Genomic DNA, 17,094 nt, shown 5'->3' on the forward strand with positions numbered 1-17,094 from the left:
TTGCTTTTCCTTCCCCTTACCCCCAGCGTTGTATATATTACCATATCTCTTTCCCTTTTGTCAATTTCTTTTTAGTGAAGTTATTTGAAATTTATTGTGAATTGATTTGTTTTTTTGATTAAACTCACCTAAATCCCATAAATCATAAGTTGCATATCCTACATCTTTCTTCTTATTAAAGGGTGTAAAAATGTGGTGAGAAAGATAAATTTAGTTGTTAATTGTGGTGCTAATTAATTATATTCGAACGTTTTTTTGTTATAGCTAAATAAACAAAAACAAGCCCTCGTTAATGAGGGCTTGTTGGAAATAAGATAAAGTATTCCTATTTAAGTTTTTCTTGAAGTTGTGCAATTTGTTCTTGAGTTAACCCTACTTTTTCTGTGAGGTATCTTATAGCAACTTGTTTTATATTTGAGTCATCAACTGGTTTGCCGTTGTTTATTTCTTTGAATAGATCTGCTATTATTTTTTCAATTGCATCATAAGATGGGGTACCAGGTTTTACATGGAAGTAGTTTTCATAAGATTTGACATAATCTTTATAAATTTCTTCAACAGACGCATCCATGACTGCCTCGAGTAAAGCAACTGTAATTCCAGCCCTATCTTTTCCTTCGACACAATGTATTAAATAAGGGGGTTCTTTTTCTACCATAAACAACAGCCCTTCTCTTAACTTGTTAGCAAAATCTTCACTCATTGGATCGACTCCCATGTTTAAAGCGATTAAATTACCTTTTTCATATATTGATCTATAGTAATCAGAATATGGTAGATTGTTTAGTAATTCTTCTTGAGAATCTGATAAATTAATAACTGTTTTTATGCCAGCTTTTTCCATTAATTGGCTAGCATAAGGTGAACGTGGATCATCGATAGATGGATGAGAAGATCTGTACAGTTTTCCTTTTTCTATTTTTCCAACAGTTACCTCACGGAAATTTGCAAATACTTCATCACTTTCATAATCTTGCCTATTATTAGTTTTTACTAGATGACGAATTTCTAGTTCCGATTTGTAGGCACCTTTTTTTATTAGTTGAATTGTCACAAGGTCTCCGATTTCTAAACCATAAGTTTGACCAAAATTCCCATAATTGATAGCTAATGTTAAATAATTATCCGATATTCTGATTAAAGGTTTCCCTCTATCAACGTCTCCATAAGTGGTGACAAAAGGTGCTTGGATGAGATGGTTGTTCGCTTTTATTAATACGATGTCTCCAACTTCAAACCCTTCTTTAGTTAAAGCTTCTGCAGGTATATCAGTTCTTACGTTCCCATATTTATCGATTTGATTTACAGTTCCTGAAACTTCTGACAGTATTTTTGTTAATTTTATTGTCCATTCTGGACCAGAATAAACACCGTAGATTTCAGAAAAATTATCCATGTTTATGGCGACAGATACATTTAGCAGACTATTATAATATATTAAGTTATCTCCTTCAGGAACATCCCCGAAACTACGGACAAATGGCATTTCGCCTTCAAAAACTAAATTATTATCTTCAAAGATTTCTACATAAAATAGGTCACCATACTGAGGATTTAACATCTCAAAGAGTTCGTCAGGAATGTTAGACCATACGTTTCCATATTGGATGTCTAATACCGGAATATTTCCTATAACCGTATTTTCTTGGATAGTAGGTTTTTGGTAAGGTATCGTGACTATGTCGCCTTCAAGTACAGGTCCTACATCTTCGAATTTGATTTGTCCAGAAGCTAATCTTGCTCCAACATACGCAAAAATATCTCTTCCATGGAAAGTATATGATTTCTCAGAGCCAGGCAATGTATTTTTTTCTACATCAATTATTCTTACCTCTTCAATTCCCATATCTTCAGCTACTAAGCTGAATAATCCATTATCAGGTCCTACTAAGTAGTAACCCGTCTTTGTTTTTAATACAATAGGATTTCTTTCAGTACCAACTCCAGGGTCTACAACAGAGACAAAGACTGTGTTTGTAGGCCAGTACTCGACTGTTTGTTTGAGACGATAAGCGCCCTCCCAAACACTAAACGCAGGAATATCATGAGTAACATCAAACATTCTTAAATCGGGATCAACTCCAAATGCTACCCCTTTCATTGCAGAAACGGCTCCATCTTTTAAGCCAAAATCAGTTAAAAAAAGTAAAGCATTTGGACGCCCATCCGCAAACAACATGCTTAGTGTTGATAAAATGACCAACAAAGCAACAACAACTTTTGTAAAACTTGAGTTTTTAGAACCTTGACATTTTAACATGTAATGCACCCCCTTATATAATAATGATATTTATATTAGATATTTGGTAATCAAATCTTTGAAGTTTTTCTCAGTTAGTGTTTTTTTGCAAGTTTGTCGGCTAAATTGCTAAAATAATCACCGGAATGTGGTTTAACCCATACAAATTCTTTAGTTAACATCTTACTAAATATATTATAACATTTTTTGTAAGTTGTCGTTACTTTTCGCATTAGATCATATTTACTGTGAATTGATTTAAAAAAATTTAAATGAATTAATATTGATATAATTATATTTAGAAAAAAAAGGCGCTTCCGCGCCTTTATTTATATTTTTTCTTCTACCAAGACATATTCATCTTGAATTAATTTTTCTAACTCTGTTATTGTATATACTTTTATAGGTTCTATACCATTGAAATTCGTTGCATATTCACTAGTGTAGGCACCTGTATTCATAATATACACTATGTCGTTGTACTCTATATTTATAGGCAATTCTACTTCATCGTATATAGTATCAACGCTATCACAGGTAGGTCCTGCTAAAGTCATATTTATAGTCTCAGCGTTTTCTTTTCCTTCTACCATTATCTCGTACCTAAAATTCTCAATAGTTTCCATCAAACCATGAAAAACACCTGTATCCAAAAATACCCAATTTTGTGTTCCTTTCCTACTCCTTAAAAGCACTCTTGAAGCTATTATACCAGCATTTCCAACCATAGATCTTCCAGGTTCCGACAAAACTCTTAACCCTTTTACCCAACCAAGATATTCATTAATTGATTCATTTATTATTTCTCCTATTTCTTCTACTTCTGGTACAGGTTTTGTGTGTTTCACAGGTATTCCTCCGCCTAAATTCAACATTTTTAGATCGATTTTTTCTTTATGAAGTTTTTCAAAGACTTCACTAGCATTTAGAATTGCTTCTTTCCATTTGTATTTGTTATAAGATTGAGATCCTACATGAAAAGATACTCCATAAGGTTTTAATCCTTTTCTTTTTGCATATTTTAATATTTCTATAAGATGATCTGCATCTGTTCCAAATTTTCCAGACAATGGCCAGTCTGAATCATTAGAACTCATCGATAGTCTTCCATAAACCTTAGCTCCCGGAGCATTTCTGGCTATTTTTTCAACTTCCATCTCTGAATCGATTGCAAAATATTCTACACCATTATCCCAAGCAAACTTTATATCCACTTCTTTTTTAATAGTGTTACCAAAGCTTATTTTTTTAGTGGAAATCCCTAAATCCATTAATTTAATTATTTCACCTTTAGATGCCACATCAAAAGAAGAACCCAAATCTCTTAAAGTTTCTAGTATACTTATATGTGAATTAGCTTTAACTGCATAAAATATCTCTACGTTTTTTATTGAGTTTCTAAGCTTACTATAATTTTCTTTTACATAATTCGTATCTATTACTAAAAAAGGGGTTTCTAATTTCTTTGCTGCACTTCTTATAAGTTCCGTTAATTCCAATTTATCCAACCTCCCTGGGTTTAATATTTGTTGTTTCATTTACGATCCAATCTATTTTTTACTATTTTTCAATGGAATATTTAATACCTATTAGGTAACACACTAACATTTATTTAGTTAATATATAGTTATGAAAAGTTACATTATTCAAAGGACTATAAACTGTTTACAAAAACACATTTTCGTAGTATAATCATTTTGAATACGAAATATTCAATGCCGAGGTGGCGGAACTGGTAGACGCGTAAGATTCAGGATCTTATGGGCTTTTAGTCTGTGCGGGTTCAAGTCCCGCCCTCGGCACCAACTTAAACCACCTGATCTTATACAAAATGATGGTGGTTTTTTATATTTTTTGTAAAGTGATTTTGGTATAATCTCCATAAAAGTCTCTAACAAAAAAGGGAGGAAGATAATTTAATGAGAAGTGTTTTTAGAGATTTTACTGATAACTTTTTTGAAATATTAACTTATCCAAAAGAAAAATGGGAAGATTTTTGGAAATGTTATAAAAAATCACTTGATTTTGTTGAGATATATTCTCAGGTGACAAAATTGAATGATGAAGAGATCATAAGAAAATTGAGGGAAACCGGTAGAAGAGAATTGGATAAAGCTTTTTGGTATAAACAAGATATTATAAAAGATTTAAAAGCAGATATTATAGACAATTTGATAAAAAATTCCAAAAAGTTTCAATTAAATAGAGGAGATTTCGCTGTTTATTTGACTGCTTTTTTGGGTGATAAACCTTATTTATACTTAAACTCCTTTAAAGGAACTATAATTGCTGTGGATATTTTATATTTGTATTTCAACAGAAATAATATAAATCCAAGAGAGGTTATAGAAGAGGCGATAATAGAATTTATAACTTCTACAACTCCAAATAAGAAGAGAGCTGATTTTTGGATCTTGTACGATAAAATAAAAACAATTATTACCGATAAAAATTATAAAGACAAAAATGAAGTTCTTCAGATAATTTGTGAATTATTAGCTGAAAGAATTCGTTACTATAATTGGGTGGGTTTTTATTTAGTTGACAACACAGAAGTTGATTCTCTTATATTAGGACCATTCGTGGGAGAACCAACCGAACATTCCAAGATAAAATTCGGACAGGGTATTTGTGGACAGGCAGCAAGCACGAAGAATACTTTTGTAGTGGATGATGTTAGTAAAGAAGATAATTACTTGTCCTGCAGTCCAAAAACACAATCTGAAATTGTTGTTCCTATTTTTGATAAAAAAGGAAAGATTGTAGGAGAAATAGATATAGACAGTCATGAGAAAGCTCCTTTTGATAACGATGATCGTAATTTTTTAGAAGCTATTGCAAAGTTACTAAGTGAAAGATTTTGGTAAATATGGTGATTATATGGATATAAAAGAAATTAAAAAAATTTTTAGCACATATACCCCTAAACCTATTGGCGTAGAAAATTGTTTTTCAGTCTTAATTTCCATAGTAAAGATTGATAGATCACTGCATCTTTTATACGAGTTAAGATCCAAAAAATTAGAAAGGCAACCTGGAGAGGTCTCTTTCCCAGGAGGAGAGATAGAAAAAAACGAAACTCCTAAAGAGGCTGCTATAAGAGAATGCTGTGAAGAATTAAATCTAAAACCAGAAAATATTGAATTAATAGGAGCAGCAGATTATCTGCTAACTCCTTTCAATTATTTAATATACTCTTATATAGGATTTTTAAATGTAGATGTTGAAAAAATAAAACCTAATGAAGAAGTAGAAAAAATATTTACTGTACCAATAGATTATTTCCTAACCCACGAGCCATTAAAGCACAACACTTATCTAACAAATGAAACAGATGAGGGTTTCCCATACGAACTTATTCCCAACGGGAAAGATTACAATTGGAGGATCGGAAAGTACCCAGTCTATTTTTATGTCTATCAAGACCATATTATATGGGGACTTACGGCTAGATTAACTTACGAATTCATCCAAAAACTAAAATTAGCAGCAAAGAATAAAAGTTAAATCATTTACATTAGTTCCAGTAGGTCCTGTAATAACCAAACCATCAATACTTTGTAAAGCATGATAAGAGTCGTTATTATCAATCACATCTTCTATATTTATTCCATTTTCTTCCAATCTTTGAACCGTCATACCATCTACTATTCCACCGGCTGCATCTGTTGGCCCATCCGTTCCATCAGTACCCACTGAAACGATTACAACATCTTCATAATTTGATATTCCTCTAGCTGCTGATAGGGCTAATTCTTGGTTTCTTCCACCAATGCCTTTCCCTCTAACATGGACTACGGTTTCTCCACCTAATATTATTGCACATGGTTTTTCTAAAGGTCTATTTTTCTCTTTAACTTCTTTGGCAATTGAAGCTAAGAATGATCCCGCCTCTTTTGCTTCACAATCTAATGTCGTTGTTAAAATCAAAGTACTGTAACCCAAACTTTTAGCAACTTCTTGTGCATTTTCACAAACTCTTGAAACACTCCCTACTATTCTTGTTTCAACATTATTCAACTCTTTTGGAGTTTCATTTTTTAAAGCACTAATAACGTGTTCGGGTAGATTTAATCGATACTTTTCAACAATTCTTTCAACATCCTGAACTGTCGTTGAATCGGGATAGGCAGGTCCAGAAGCTATACTATCCAACCTATCTCCTAAAACATCCGAAAGAACAAGCGAATAGATTTTTGCTGGTTCTACTAACTTAGCAAATTTTCCACCTTTAACTTGAGAAAGATGCTTTCTTATGGTATTTATTTCTACAATATTTGCGCCTGATTTAAGTAGTAAATCTGTGGTTCTTTTTAGATCTTCCAAACTTATTTCTTCTGCAGGAAGTTCAAAAAGAGCGGAACCTCCTCCTGAAACTAAGAATAAAAGAGTATCCTTTTCATTTAATTTTTTTACTAATTCTACAACTTTTTCAGTTGCTTTTATCGTATTTTCATCTGGCACAGGATGTCCCGCCTCATAAATCTTTAGACCCTCTATTTGCCCTTGTGAATGTCCGTATTTTGTTATAACTATTCCTTCTTCTATTTTATCTTTAAGAAAATCTTTTGCCGCTTTTGCCATTCTCCATGCTGCTTTACCAATAGCAACTAAGTATACATTTCCACTTAAATTTAATTTTTCAACTTCTTCTTTGACAGCCTTATCTGGCAAAACGGATTCAATCGATTTATTTATAATTTTAAAAGCATCTTCTCGTAAATTTCTCAAGAAAAACAACTCCTTATAACAGTATTAAACTAATTATCCATATTACAACTGCAGCGGTAAATCCTTCTATTAACGTACCTATCGTTTGAAGTTTGTACGCTTGATTTACACTCATCTTAGAAAATTGGGAAACAACCCAAAAATAACTATCATTAGCATGTGAAACAACCATTGAACCAGCACCAATAGCTACTACCGACAGAGCAATAGATGCAGGATTTGTTAATCCCAAAGATCCCATAAGAGGAGCCATCAATGATGCTGTTGTTATAATAGCAACTGTGGAAGAACCTTGAGCAGATTTTAGTACGGCAGCAACAATAAAAGGTAACCATATGCCCAAATTCGCAGTAACCAGACTTTCTCCTAAAACGTCTGCAATTCCAGAATTTTGAAGAATTCTCCCAAAAGCTCCTCCAGCACCTGTAATTAAAATAATTGAAGCTGCGTTCATTAATCCTTCTCCAACCCATCCGCTAGAAGAAAGCATTTTTTTATCTAGCTTTTTGGGTAGCGTAAAAGCTATCAATATGCCTATTAATAATGCAATTACTGGATTACCAATAAAACCAAAAAAAGCTTTAACAGCTCCATCTCCAAATGGACTTGTTGGAAAATCAGAAATTGATTTTAAAAGTATTAAAATAATTGGAACTACTATTGGCATAAAAGATTTAAAAGTAGAAGGGGCCTTTTTTGTCCTTTCTTCTATTTCTTTTTCATTCAACTCGGGTTCTGGTTCAATATAAATTCTTTTTCCCATTCTACTTGCGTATAGAACACCTACAAGCATAGAAGGGATAGAAACTATTAGTCCAATTAAAATAACTAATCCTAAATCTGCCCCTAAAATACCAGCCGCAGCTATAGGACCAGGTGTAGGGGGAACCATCGTATGAGTTGCATATAATCCCAAACTTAAAGCAAGCCCTGTTGCTGCTAGGGAAAACTTTGCTTTCTTTGTAATCGCCTTATTCAAAGGGGAGAGAATAACGAATCCTGAATCACAAAAGACAGGAATAGAAACAATATATCCAATAATAGCCATAGCCAAAGGCACTCTTTTTTCTCCTGTTAATTTTAGTGTAGCTTCAGCCATCTTAAACGCCCCGCCAGATTTCTCAAGAAAGGTTCCTATAATAGTACCCGCAGCTATAACTATCCCTATACTTCCTAAAGTTCCACCAAATCCACCAGTAATAGAACCAACAATATCTGTTAAACTCATACCAGAAAATATACCGAATAATACAGCTGTAAAAAGCAAAACCAAAAAAGGATGAAGAGTTAATTTAGCAGTTGAGAAAATAATAAAAACAACAGACAAAATTAATAAAACTATTAACCAAATTCCCATTCACAAAACCCCCTTCTTATAATAGTAAATTTAGAAATGAATTTTCTCCCTTTGGACTTTTTGCTAATTAGCAGTATAAATTTAAAGAGATTTTTCTTTATACATCCTTTTATCGGCTAGTTCAATAGCTTTCTTTAAATCTGATGTTTCATCAGGAACTAAACTATAACCTAGGCTGAGAGATGTAATTATAGATTTATCCTCAATAACAATAGGATTACTTACATTCAATTTAACCCTTTGTTTGATACTTTCCATATTTAAATCTTTTTCAATCTTCTCAATAATTATAACAAATTCATCTCCACCATACCTGAAAATTAAATCTTCAGAACTTATCACATTCTTAATTCTTTTTACTATAACTTTTAAAACTTCATCACCAATTGCATGACCAAAATTGTCATTAACTTGCTTAAAATTATCTATATCAATAAAAAGTACCATTTTTGTCTTATTTGGACTTTCATTTTTTGATATATACTTCTCAAGAGCCTTTCTATTATACGCGCCAGTTAAGATATCAACGTTTGAATTTAAAAATAATTCGTTCAAAGAAAATACAGTCTTTAAAATTCTTTCCATATCTTCTATTAAACTTTTCACTAATTCCTTTTCCATTTTTGATAATCTTTTCTTCTTAAACCAGTCTAAATTTAGAATACCTATAATCTCGTCTTCCATTTTTATTGGAACACCCAGCCAGGTAACAGTAATATAATTTTTATCAGACCATAATCTCGTTTTTTCGACATTTTTAATATATAAAAGCTCTTTAGAATCAATAACTTGGTATATATTTTTGCCATCTTTTTTTAGAGATTCGGCTATCTCTTCTAAGGGCAAAAAATCTATTTCTTTTGCCCAGAATAAAAATTTCCATTTTTCATCCTTTGGAGTAAGTAGAAAACTCCAAGAATCAGCCTTTAAAAATTTTGGAATTTCCTCGATAAACATCTTAAGAACTTCATTTTGATCCATTTCGTTTTCTAAACAAAAAAGTGCTGTTTCAAGTAAAGAGTTTTTTAATCTATTTCTTACTACAAGCTTTGGGTTAGGAGGTCTGAAAGCAGGTGGTTTATTATCTATGTTTGGAATTCTTCGAACATAAATTGCCTTTTTTATCCCATTATAAAAAACATAAACCAAAACAAATATTAAAAGGATATGGGAAAGAAGTAATATTGTCATAGTTTCACCACCTCAAAATATATTTTATATAATCGATTCAAAATCTAAAAGATTTCATTATACCACATTTCTTTATCATTTTTTTCAAATTTGTGATATAATATAAATGAGATTATTTTTGTCCACCATAAAGGAGACTCAAAATATGGGAAAAGAAACAACCTCAGATGTTGAAATTCCTGAAAGGTTAAAAAGATAAATATAAAAATGTAAAAATCACGGGTCTAATCAATTTTCTAGATCGGTGATTTTTTATAATCCACCACAGCAAATGTCCATAATTTATTGTTAGAACTTTTTAACCATTCAGCGCTAATAGGCGTTGCAAATTCAGGAGCTAGTCTTCCATTCAAAATCCAATACTTTGAATCTTCGTTGTTATAAATTCCAGGATTAGCTAGTATCTTAAGTTTTAAAGGCGCATCTACTATATCAACTGAATTTATACTTTCCTCTTTCTCAAGAATTTTTTTTATTTTATTTAAAATTTCTTTGTCAGGTAAAGGTTTAACGTTTACTAACGCTATATTCTTAGAAAGAGGTCCTATAATTTTCACATTTGCAATTTCTCTTTGAACATTATAAAAATCTAAAATATCGTGTATAACTTCGTTAGCAATAACATCTGCACGAGAGTGATAATTTTTATTTACAGACATTTTCAACAGATGTTTATATTTACATCCTTCTCTTACCACATTTTCTCCAATTTTTGGAATAGAGAATCCATAATAATCTAATATCTCTTTTATCTCTTTTTTGTTTAAATTTAATATTGGAGAATATATTCCATCTAAGAATTTTACTCCCGTATTCCCCCATGAATCAGATAAATTTGCTCCAGAAGCTATGATCCCTTTATAAGAAAATTCTTTGACTTTTCCAATTTTTACTATTCTTGTACATTGATTGCAATTTGGACCATGGTACATTATCTTTTCTTGCTCTTCTTCCCCACGAGTAAAAAAAAGTTTAAGTCTTAACTTTCTAGAAAGAAGTAAAACAGCTTCTAACCCTTTTGAATAAGAATATCCTCCAAAGCATACGTTCACCAGAGTAATTCTATTTCTTGGTAAGACATCTTTTGCTAATAAGGCAACTACTGTACTATCCATTCCCCCAGAGAAAGCTATATATAAATGTTTATTTCCTATTATTTCCTTCATTTCTTGTTTTATAACGTTTATTTTTTCTTCAATTAGTGAACCCATTTTTCTCCCCTATAGCTACTTTTTTCAGTTTCAAATACTCTTTAAATTCTTTAATTGGTAAGGGTTTGCTAAAATAATACCCTTGAACTTCATGACATCCTTTATCGTTTAAAAACTGAAGTTGACTTTCATTTTCAACCCCTTCTGCGATGACCTCAAGCCCCAAATCATTAGACATTGAAATAATACTAGAAACCAGCCTTTTTGAAGCATCGTTTTCTAAAATATCATCTATAAAACTTTTATCAATTTTTATCTTATCTATTTCTAACTTGTTAAGATAAGAAAGTGAGGAAAAACCTGTTCCAAAATCATCAAGAGTGATTTTTAAACCCAGTTCTTTTAAAGCATGAATTTTCTTTTTGGCTTCATAAAAATCATCTATAAATATATCTTCAGTAAGTTCGATCCCCAAATAAGATGTATCTATATCGTAATATTTTAAAATTTTTTCAATTCTAGAAATTATATCTTTTCTCTCAAAAGAGTCCCTTGAAATGTTAAAATAAATTCTAAGCTTTTCATCCAACACATTCTTTTCTTCATTAATAAACTTTGATGTCTTTAGAAGAATGTGTTTATCGATATTTTCGATAAAACCCTTTTTCTTGGCAATATCTAAAAAAGCTGCTGGAGTTAATATATTACCATCTTTTTTATGCAGTCTAACTAAAGCTTCAGCTCCAATAATTTTATAATCCCTTGTATCTATTTGAGGCTGCAAATGTATCAATAATCTATCATCTTCTATGGCTTTATAAACCTCTTTTTCAATATTTTTTTCAATTATAAGAATATTTGATAAATCACGAGAATAAAAGGTAATACTATTGTTTGTAGCTCCTTTTAGAGCCATTCTTGCTAAATTCAAAAGATCATTTGGTTTTGAAGTATCTTTTGGATAGATACTTATACCAATATTTACTTTTAAATTTATATTCTCTCCTAATATTTTTATGTTCTTTTTAACCTCATTCTTTAACTTTTCAGCTATTTCTTCTAGATCTTCTGTTGTATCAAAACACCCAAAAACTGCAAATTCATCTTCTGATACTCTAGAAACAAAATATTCTTTTTCGACAACATCTATGATTCTTTTTGATATCTCTTTCAAAATTATATTAATGATTTTAAATTCATAAAGAATTGATAATTCATTAAACTCTTCTATTTTTAAAATCATCAAAACATATTGTTTATCTTCATTATCTTTAGAAAAAACATTTTCTAATTTCTCAAATAAATATTTTGCGTTTGGCAATCCGGTAATTGAATCATGTCTAATAATTTTTTCTATTTCTTGCTCTTTTTTTATATTATTGGTAATATCTGAATTAATAGCAATATAACCAATTAATTTCCCACCATTACCTTTTATTTCAAAGATATTTGAATACAAGAATACGACCTCTCCATTTTTTCTCTTATCTATTATTTTTCCACTCCAAAAACCTTTGGTTTTGAGTTCATACCACATTTCCTCATAAAAAGACTTATCATGCATAGAAGAAGCCCAAAAATGAGGTTCTTCCCCAATTATTTCCTCAGCAGAATAACCCAATATATCAGTAAACGCTTTATTAACCCTCAATACCTTATTATTCTTATCAGTAATAACTATAGCTTGAGGGGAATTATCAAATAAATCCTTCGGGAAAAAAGTTTCGGGGCTCATAATTCCGTAATGTTGATTTAAGTTGCGAATCAAAAGATAAATAATATCATTATTATCTTTTCTTTTCTTTTTTCCAACTAACTCAAAAGTATTATTGACTTCTTTTTTTAAATTTATTTTTAAAGTCCAGATTGTTTCATAATCTTCGTTATAAAATTTATCTGATAACTTTTTAAAATCTTTCCCTAATAATCTTTCCAGTTCTTCCAAATTTTTTGGGAGTTCATCTTTACCTAAACCCGCAATTTGCTTAAAATTTGACGAGTATAAAATTTGATCGTTTGATAAGTCTACTCGAATAACAGCTCCAGAATACATTTCCGAAGAAGATTCATACATATCCAACATCTCATTCATCAATTTATTATTCAATTCCACAAATTATCCCGCCTTTTAGAAATCTCCCTAATCATACTTTAAAATATTATTTAAATTTTCATGGTAAAATAGAAATATCTTTTTTATTTTAACTAATTAATGTAAAGATAATAATAATAAAATAATTTAAAAGTTAACTTAAAACATATTATAACTCATAGGAGGTAATCAAAATTGCTAAAGTTAGAAAAAGAACATTCTATATATTTATTTTCTCCTAATAATAGTCCTGTAATTAAGGTAAAACCCAAAGAAAAAATAATTATAGAAACCATGGATGCTTTAAGTGACGAAATAACGTTTGAAGATCAACCTTTTGAAGCTATAAATTGGGATAGAGTGAATCCAGCAACTGGGCCAATCTTTATAGAAGACGGGGAAATAGGAGATATTTTAGAAGTAAAAATTGAAAAAATTAATATCACACGAGATTATGGTGTAATGTTAACAGGTAAAGATATGGGAGTATTGGGAAACGAATTTGAAAAAAACTATATAAAAATAGTTCCCATAAAAAATAACAAAGCTTATTTATTTGATTATGAAATCCCTATAGAGCCAATGATAGGAGTTATTGGCACTGCCCCTAAAGATAAAGAAATACCTTGCGGGACTCCAGGTGAACATGGTGGAAACATGGATTGTAAAATTATTAAAGAAGGTTCAACAATTTATTTACCTATAAATGTTAAAGGCGCCTTGTTTGCACTTGGGGATCTTCATGCAATAATGGGGGATGGAGAAGTTTGTGTCACAGGTGTTGAAATACCCGCAGAAGTGGAGGTAACTTTTAATATTATAAAAAACAAAAATTGGAAGTTACCCATGGTAAAAACAAACGATAAAATTATTACAATAGCTTCAAAAAAAACTTTAGATGAAGCCGCTTTTTCAGCCACAAAAAACATGGTAGAATATCTTGAAGCAGAATATTATTTTACGAAAGAAAAAGCGATGTTCTTACTCAGCGCTACTGGAGATTTAAGAATCTGTCAAGTGGTGGATCCTCTAAAAACTGTAAGAATGGAACTACCTTTAGAAATCCTATCAAGAAAAGGAGAATAGATTAGTGTCAGCATTAATAAATTTTATAATAATTGCAGTTCTTGGCAATATTTCAAAAAAGTTTTTACCCGAGAATACCGGTAGTACAATTAGTTTCTTAATTATTAATTTCACACTTCCTATGACAATTTTTATTGGAATTTCATCATCTAAGATCGATATTTCAAAGCTCTTTTTTATACTAATTGGCTTCTTTGGAGGATTGTTAATATTTTTTGGGGGAAAACTATTAATAAGCTTATTAAAAATAAAAGATCCAAATATCGAAACAGTAATGCTTTTGTCTTTTACGGGCTTAAATATTGGTTTGTTTATGTATCCCTTGGCAGAGATGTTATGGGGAATAGAGTCAATAAAATATTTTGCCTTATATGATTTTGGAAACAGTTTTCTGACTTTTGGCGTAGGAAAATCTGTGGCTGAGGGTAAAGGTGGAAAGTTCAATATAAAGGACTTGTTTAAGTTTCCACCTTTTATAGCTTTACTTTTAGCTTTTATACTTAATGGTATAAATTTACCCGAGGTTATTTTGTCACCGATGATGTTAATAAAGAACGCAAACAACTTTCTAATAATGTTTTTAGTAGGATTCTATTTTAATATATTTTCACTTAAAACTCACAAAAAGATTCTTTCTTTATCAGTTCTTGCAAAATACTCACTGGGATTTATTATTTCATTATTTACTTTATTGATACCTGTAGATTCAAGTCTTGAGAGAATATCTCTTTTTTTGTCCCCTTTAATGCCAAGTGCTATGATGGTAATAGTATACTCTGTTAAAAACAAATATGATTCTGAACTTGCTAGTAGTTATGTCAGTTTAACAACTCTTATTTCTTTTATTATTGTTTTTTCGGTAACAGCGATAATTGGATTTTGACCAGAAACTTGAAATCAATATATTCTTTCTTGATATTATTAACTTTTTAGTGTAAAATTTAATTAATGGGCTTTTAGCTCTTCCTAAAGGAGGAATAGATAATGTCTTTTGAAATTGAAACACAAGTTCTAAGGCATGCTGTAGAACTAACAAATAATGCAGTTTCAAGGAAAACAACAAATCCAATATTAAGAGGTGTCAAATTATCAGTTGAAGAAGATTTTTTGCATATCTATGCAACAGATTTACAAACTGGATTTCATAAGTTTTTAAAAGTTAAAAATAATGATGGCCCTTTTTCTACAGTTGTTGAACAAAGAATATTTTTTGAAGTATTATCTAACTTAAACTCTGAAACAGTAAAACTGACTTTGGATGGAGTATTAAAAATTTCTTCTGGGAATTCGACTTTTCGTTTACCTACCATGGACCCGGATGAATTTCCATCATTAACATTTGATGTTACTGGAAGTGATACTTCTATCGACAGAGTCACTCTCTCAGAAATGATGGAAAAGGTTATGTTCTGTGCATTGAAAGAAGCAAATAGCTTATCTAAAAATTTAAACGCTGTTTACTGGGACTTTCGTAAAGGTGGATTTTTGAATTTAGTAGCAACTGATAGTTTTAGATTAGGTCTTTCTGAAAAGAAGTTAGAGGACGATAACAGACTATCTTCATTTCTTTTATCCCTTAAAAGTATGGAAGAGTTGAAAACTATTATTTCAACTGCAAAAACAGAAAAGATTAAAATAATTCAAGCCGACTCTCAAATACTTTTTAACTTTGAAGATGACAATAATGAATTGATTTTCAACATTATAGACTCGGAATTTCCAGACTACTTACAAATAATGCCAAAAAGTTTTTTAACAAAAATTAAAGCTAAAACCTCTGATTTTTTATTTATCATGAAAAGGATGTCAATAACTGCAGGACGTGATGAATATACTCTGCTAAACATACAAGACGGAGTTATCAGATTTTATGCGAGTTCACCGGAAGTTGGAGAGGCAAGAGAAGAAATTGAAATAGATCAAGAAGGCGGAAATATTGAAATTGCCTACTCTCCAAGATTTTTCAGAGAGGCTTTGGAAAAAATAGAAACTGTTGAGTTTGAATTTAATATATCTGGTGAAGAAACTCCAACGATTTTAAAACCTCTTGAAGATAACAGTTATATGTACATAGTGATGCCTAAAAGGAAAGCTTGAATTATGTTGCGAATAGGTTTGGGATATGATGTTCACCCCTTCGTTGAAAATAGAAAATTAATTCTTGGCGGAGTCGAGATATATCACACAGATGGTTGGGGTTTAGCAGGCCATTCAGATGGTGATGTTTTTTTTCATTGTATAATAGATGCTTTGTTAGGAATGTGTTCTATGGGATCTATTGGTGAATACTTCCCAGAAACCTATGAATTTAAAAATATAAACAGTGGAGTTCTTCTAAAAAGAACATGGGATATGATAAATAAAAAGTACAAAATTAATTTAAATAACATCGATTCAGTTGTTATATCTAAAAGTGTAAAGATCATACCAATTGCTGAAAATATAAAAAACAATTTATCTAAGATATTAAATTTAAATCCCCAAAAAATAAATTTAAAAGGAAAAAGTGGAAACGGCTTAGGAGTAGGTGGGGAGGATAAAGGTATTGAAGTCTACTGTACTATTTTAGGTGATGTAGTTGAATTACAAAATGATTCATGATTTTGATCTATCCCCAAAAGAGATGGTTAAGTTACAGAATCAATTAGCTCAATACATTGAAATAACTCCCTTTAAGGGCAACCCTAAGATAGTAAGTGGTGTGGATTTATCTTTTAAAAAAGATGAAGCCATAGCTGTAATAGTTACGATGGATTATGATAAATTATCTTTAATTGATGTTACTTATACTATTGATAAAATAACTTTCCGCTACATTCCAGGTTTACTTGCTTTTCGTGAATTGCCAATATTTCTAAAAGCGTGGAAAAAACTGCAGATAGATCCAGATATTGTTTTCTTTGATGGCCAAGGATTAGCACATCCAAGAAGAATGGGAATAGCTACCCACGCCTCATTTTTCATCGAAAAACCTACAATAGGAATAGCAAAATCTAAATTAGTTGGAAATTACACTGAACCCAGTAAAGAAAAAGGAAATTACTCTTACTTATATCATAACAAGGAAAAAATAGGCATAGTCTTAAGAACAAAAGACAATGTAAAACCTGTTTTTGTATCTCCTGGAAATAGAGTTGATTTTAATAATACCCTAGAATTTAGCCTACACTTCACACTAAAATATAAGGTACCTGAAATAACAAGACAGGCTCACTTATACAGCCAGTACTTAAAACAGAGGTGACAC

General features: G+C 30.9%; 14 protein-coding genes, 1 tRNA gene and 1 pseudogene. 8 read left to right on the forward strand and 8 right to left on the reverse strand.

Translation table 11 applies throughout. The features are described 5' to 3' along the window. Positions 1 to 325 precede the first annotated feature (325 nt). The 3 genes and pseudogenes from PW5551_RS10820 to PW5551_RS05450 all read right to left on the reverse strand — a co-directional run bounded on the left by PW5551_RS10820 (position 326) and on the right by PW5551_RS05450 (position 3,738). Positions 326 to 1,345 carry a tyrosine-protein phosphatase gene (locus PW5551_RS10820; RefSeq protein ID WP_370445917.1) on the reverse strand — a complete coding sequence of 340 codons (1,020 nt, stop codon included), beginning with the start codon at positions 1,343 to 1,345 and terminating at the stop codon, positions 326 to 328. Next, a pseudogene (locus tag PW5551_RS10825) lies at positions 1,331 to 2,179 on the reverse strand (S-adenosyl-l-methionine hydroxide adenosyltransferase family protein); the annotation flags it as partial. The gene PW5551_RS10820 and the pseudogene PW5551_RS10825, both read right to left, overlap by 15 nt. A gap of 389 nt (positions 2,180 to 2,568) precedes the next feature. Beyond that, complete coding sequence (locus tag PW5551_RS05450; RefSeq protein WP_113074784.1) at positions 2,569 to 3,738, reverse strand: type III PLP-dependent enzyme; 1,170 nt, start codon at positions 3,736 to 3,738, stop codon at positions 2,569 to 2,571. A 218-nt stretch (positions 3,739 to 3,956) separates the two neighbouring features. On the opposite strand from PW5551_RS05450, the gene PW5551_RS05455 reads away from it, so the two are divergent. The 3 genes from PW5551_RS05455 (at position 3,957) to PW5551_RS05465 (ending at position 5,746) form a co-directional block, all read left to right on the forward strand. Then, positions 3,957 to 4,044, forward strand: a tRNA-Leu gene (locus PW5551_RS05455). A gap of 114 nt (positions 4,045 to 4,158) precedes the next feature. Continuing rightward, complete coding sequence (locus tag PW5551_RS05460) at positions 4,159 to 5,106, forward strand: GAF domain-containing protein (protein ID WP_113074785.1); 948 nt, start codon at positions 4,159 to 4,161, stop codon at positions 5,104 to 5,106. After that, positions 5,090 to 5,746: a CoA pyrophosphatase gene (locus PW5551_RS05465; RefSeq protein ID WP_233488449.1), complete on the forward strand. Its 657-nt coding sequence runs from the start codon at positions 5,090 to 5,092 to the stop codon at positions 5,744 to 5,746. Before PW5551_RS05460 ends, PW5551_RS05465 begins: the two co-directional genes overlap by 17 nt. Here PW5551_RS05465 and PW5551_RS05470 read toward each other — a convergent pair. The 5 genes from PW5551_RS05470 to PW5551_RS05490 all read right to left on the reverse strand — a co-directional run bounded on the left by PW5551_RS05470 (position 5,723) and on the right by PW5551_RS05490 (position 12,782). After that, positions 5,723 to 6,979, reverse strand: a complete 1,257-nt coding sequence (locus tag PW5551_RS05470) for a glycerate kinase (protein ID WP_370445916.1) — start codon at positions 6,977 to 6,979, stop codon at positions 5,723 to 5,725. The two genes, PW5551_RS05465 and PW5551_RS05470, sit on opposite strands and share 24 nt — an antisense overlap. A gap of 4 nt (positions 6,980 to 6,983) precedes the next feature. Beyond that, positions 6,984 to 8,327 carry a GntP family permease gene (locus tag PW5551_RS05475; protein ID WP_113074787.1) on the reverse strand — a complete coding sequence of 448 codons (1,344 nt, stop codon included), beginning with the start codon at positions 8,325 to 8,327 and terminating at the stop codon, positions 6,984 to 6,986. An 81-nt stretch (positions 8,328 to 8,408) separates the two neighbouring features. After that, a complete protein-coding gene (locus PW5551_RS05480; protein WP_113074788.1) occupies positions 8,409 to 9,518 on the reverse strand; it encodes a sensor domain-containing diguanylate cyclase in 1,110 nt (369 codons plus the stop codon). Between the two features lie 236 nt (positions 9,519 to 9,754). Then, on the reverse strand, positions 9,755 to 10,729 hold the full coding sequence (locus tag PW5551_RS05485) for an ExsB family protein (protein WP_113074789.1): 975 nt from the start codon (positions 10,727 to 10,729) through the stop codon (positions 9,755 to 9,757). Then, complete coding sequence (locus tag PW5551_RS05490; RefSeq protein WP_113074790.1) at positions 10,713 to 12,782, reverse strand: bifunctional diguanylate cyclase/phosphodiesterase; 2,070 nt, start codon at positions 12,780 to 12,782, stop codon at positions 10,713 to 10,715. The genes PW5551_RS05485 and PW5551_RS05490 overlap by 17 nt, the downstream gene beginning before the upstream one ends. A 174-nt stretch (positions 12,783 to 12,956) precedes the next feature. On the opposite strand from PW5551_RS05490, the gene PW5551_RS05495 reads away from it, so the two are divergent. The 5 genes from PW5551_RS05495 to nfi all read left to right on the forward strand — a co-directional run bounded on the left by PW5551_RS05495 (position 12,957) and on the right by nfi (position 17,091). Then, positions 12,957 to 13,847 (forward strand): acetamidase/formamidase family protein, encoded by an 891-nt coding sequence (locus tag PW5551_RS05495; RefSeq protein WP_113074791.1) that lies wholly within the window; start codon positions 12,957 to 12,959, stop codon positions 13,845 to 13,847. Between the two features lie 4 nt (positions 13,848 to 13,851). Next, entirely contained in the window at positions 13,852 to 14,730 is an 879-nt protein-coding gene (locus tag PW5551_RS05500) for an AEC family transporter (RefSeq protein ID WP_113074792.1), read from the forward strand. A gap of 101 nt (positions 14,731 to 14,831) precedes the next feature. Further along, positions 14,832 to 15,944: a DNA polymerase III subunit beta gene (dnaN, locus tag PW5551_RS05505; RefSeq protein WP_113074793.1), complete on the forward strand. Its 1,113-nt coding sequence runs from the start codon at positions 14,832 to 14,834 to the stop codon at positions 15,942 to 15,944. Between the two features lie 3 nt (positions 15,945 to 15,947). Further along, a complete protein-coding gene (ispF, locus tag PW5551_RS05510) occupies positions 15,948 to 16,448 on the forward strand; it encodes a 2-C-methyl-D-erythritol 2,4-cyclodiphosphate synthase (protein WP_113074794.1) in 501 nt (166 codons plus the stop codon). Next, complete coding sequence (gene nfi / locus PW5551_RS05515; protein ID WP_113074795.1) at positions 16,426 to 17,091, forward strand: endonuclease V; 666 nt, start codon at positions 16,426 to 16,428, stop codon at positions 17,089 to 17,091. Before ispF ends, nfi begins: the two co-directional genes overlap by 23 nt. The last annotated feature ends 3 nt before the right edge of the window (positions 17,092 to 17,094 follow it).

Origin of the sequence: Petrotoga sp. 9PW.55.5.1, from assembly GCF_003265365.1 — a bacterium.
GTDB lineage: Bacteria > Thermotogota > Thermotogae > Petrotogales > Petrotogaceae > Petrotoga.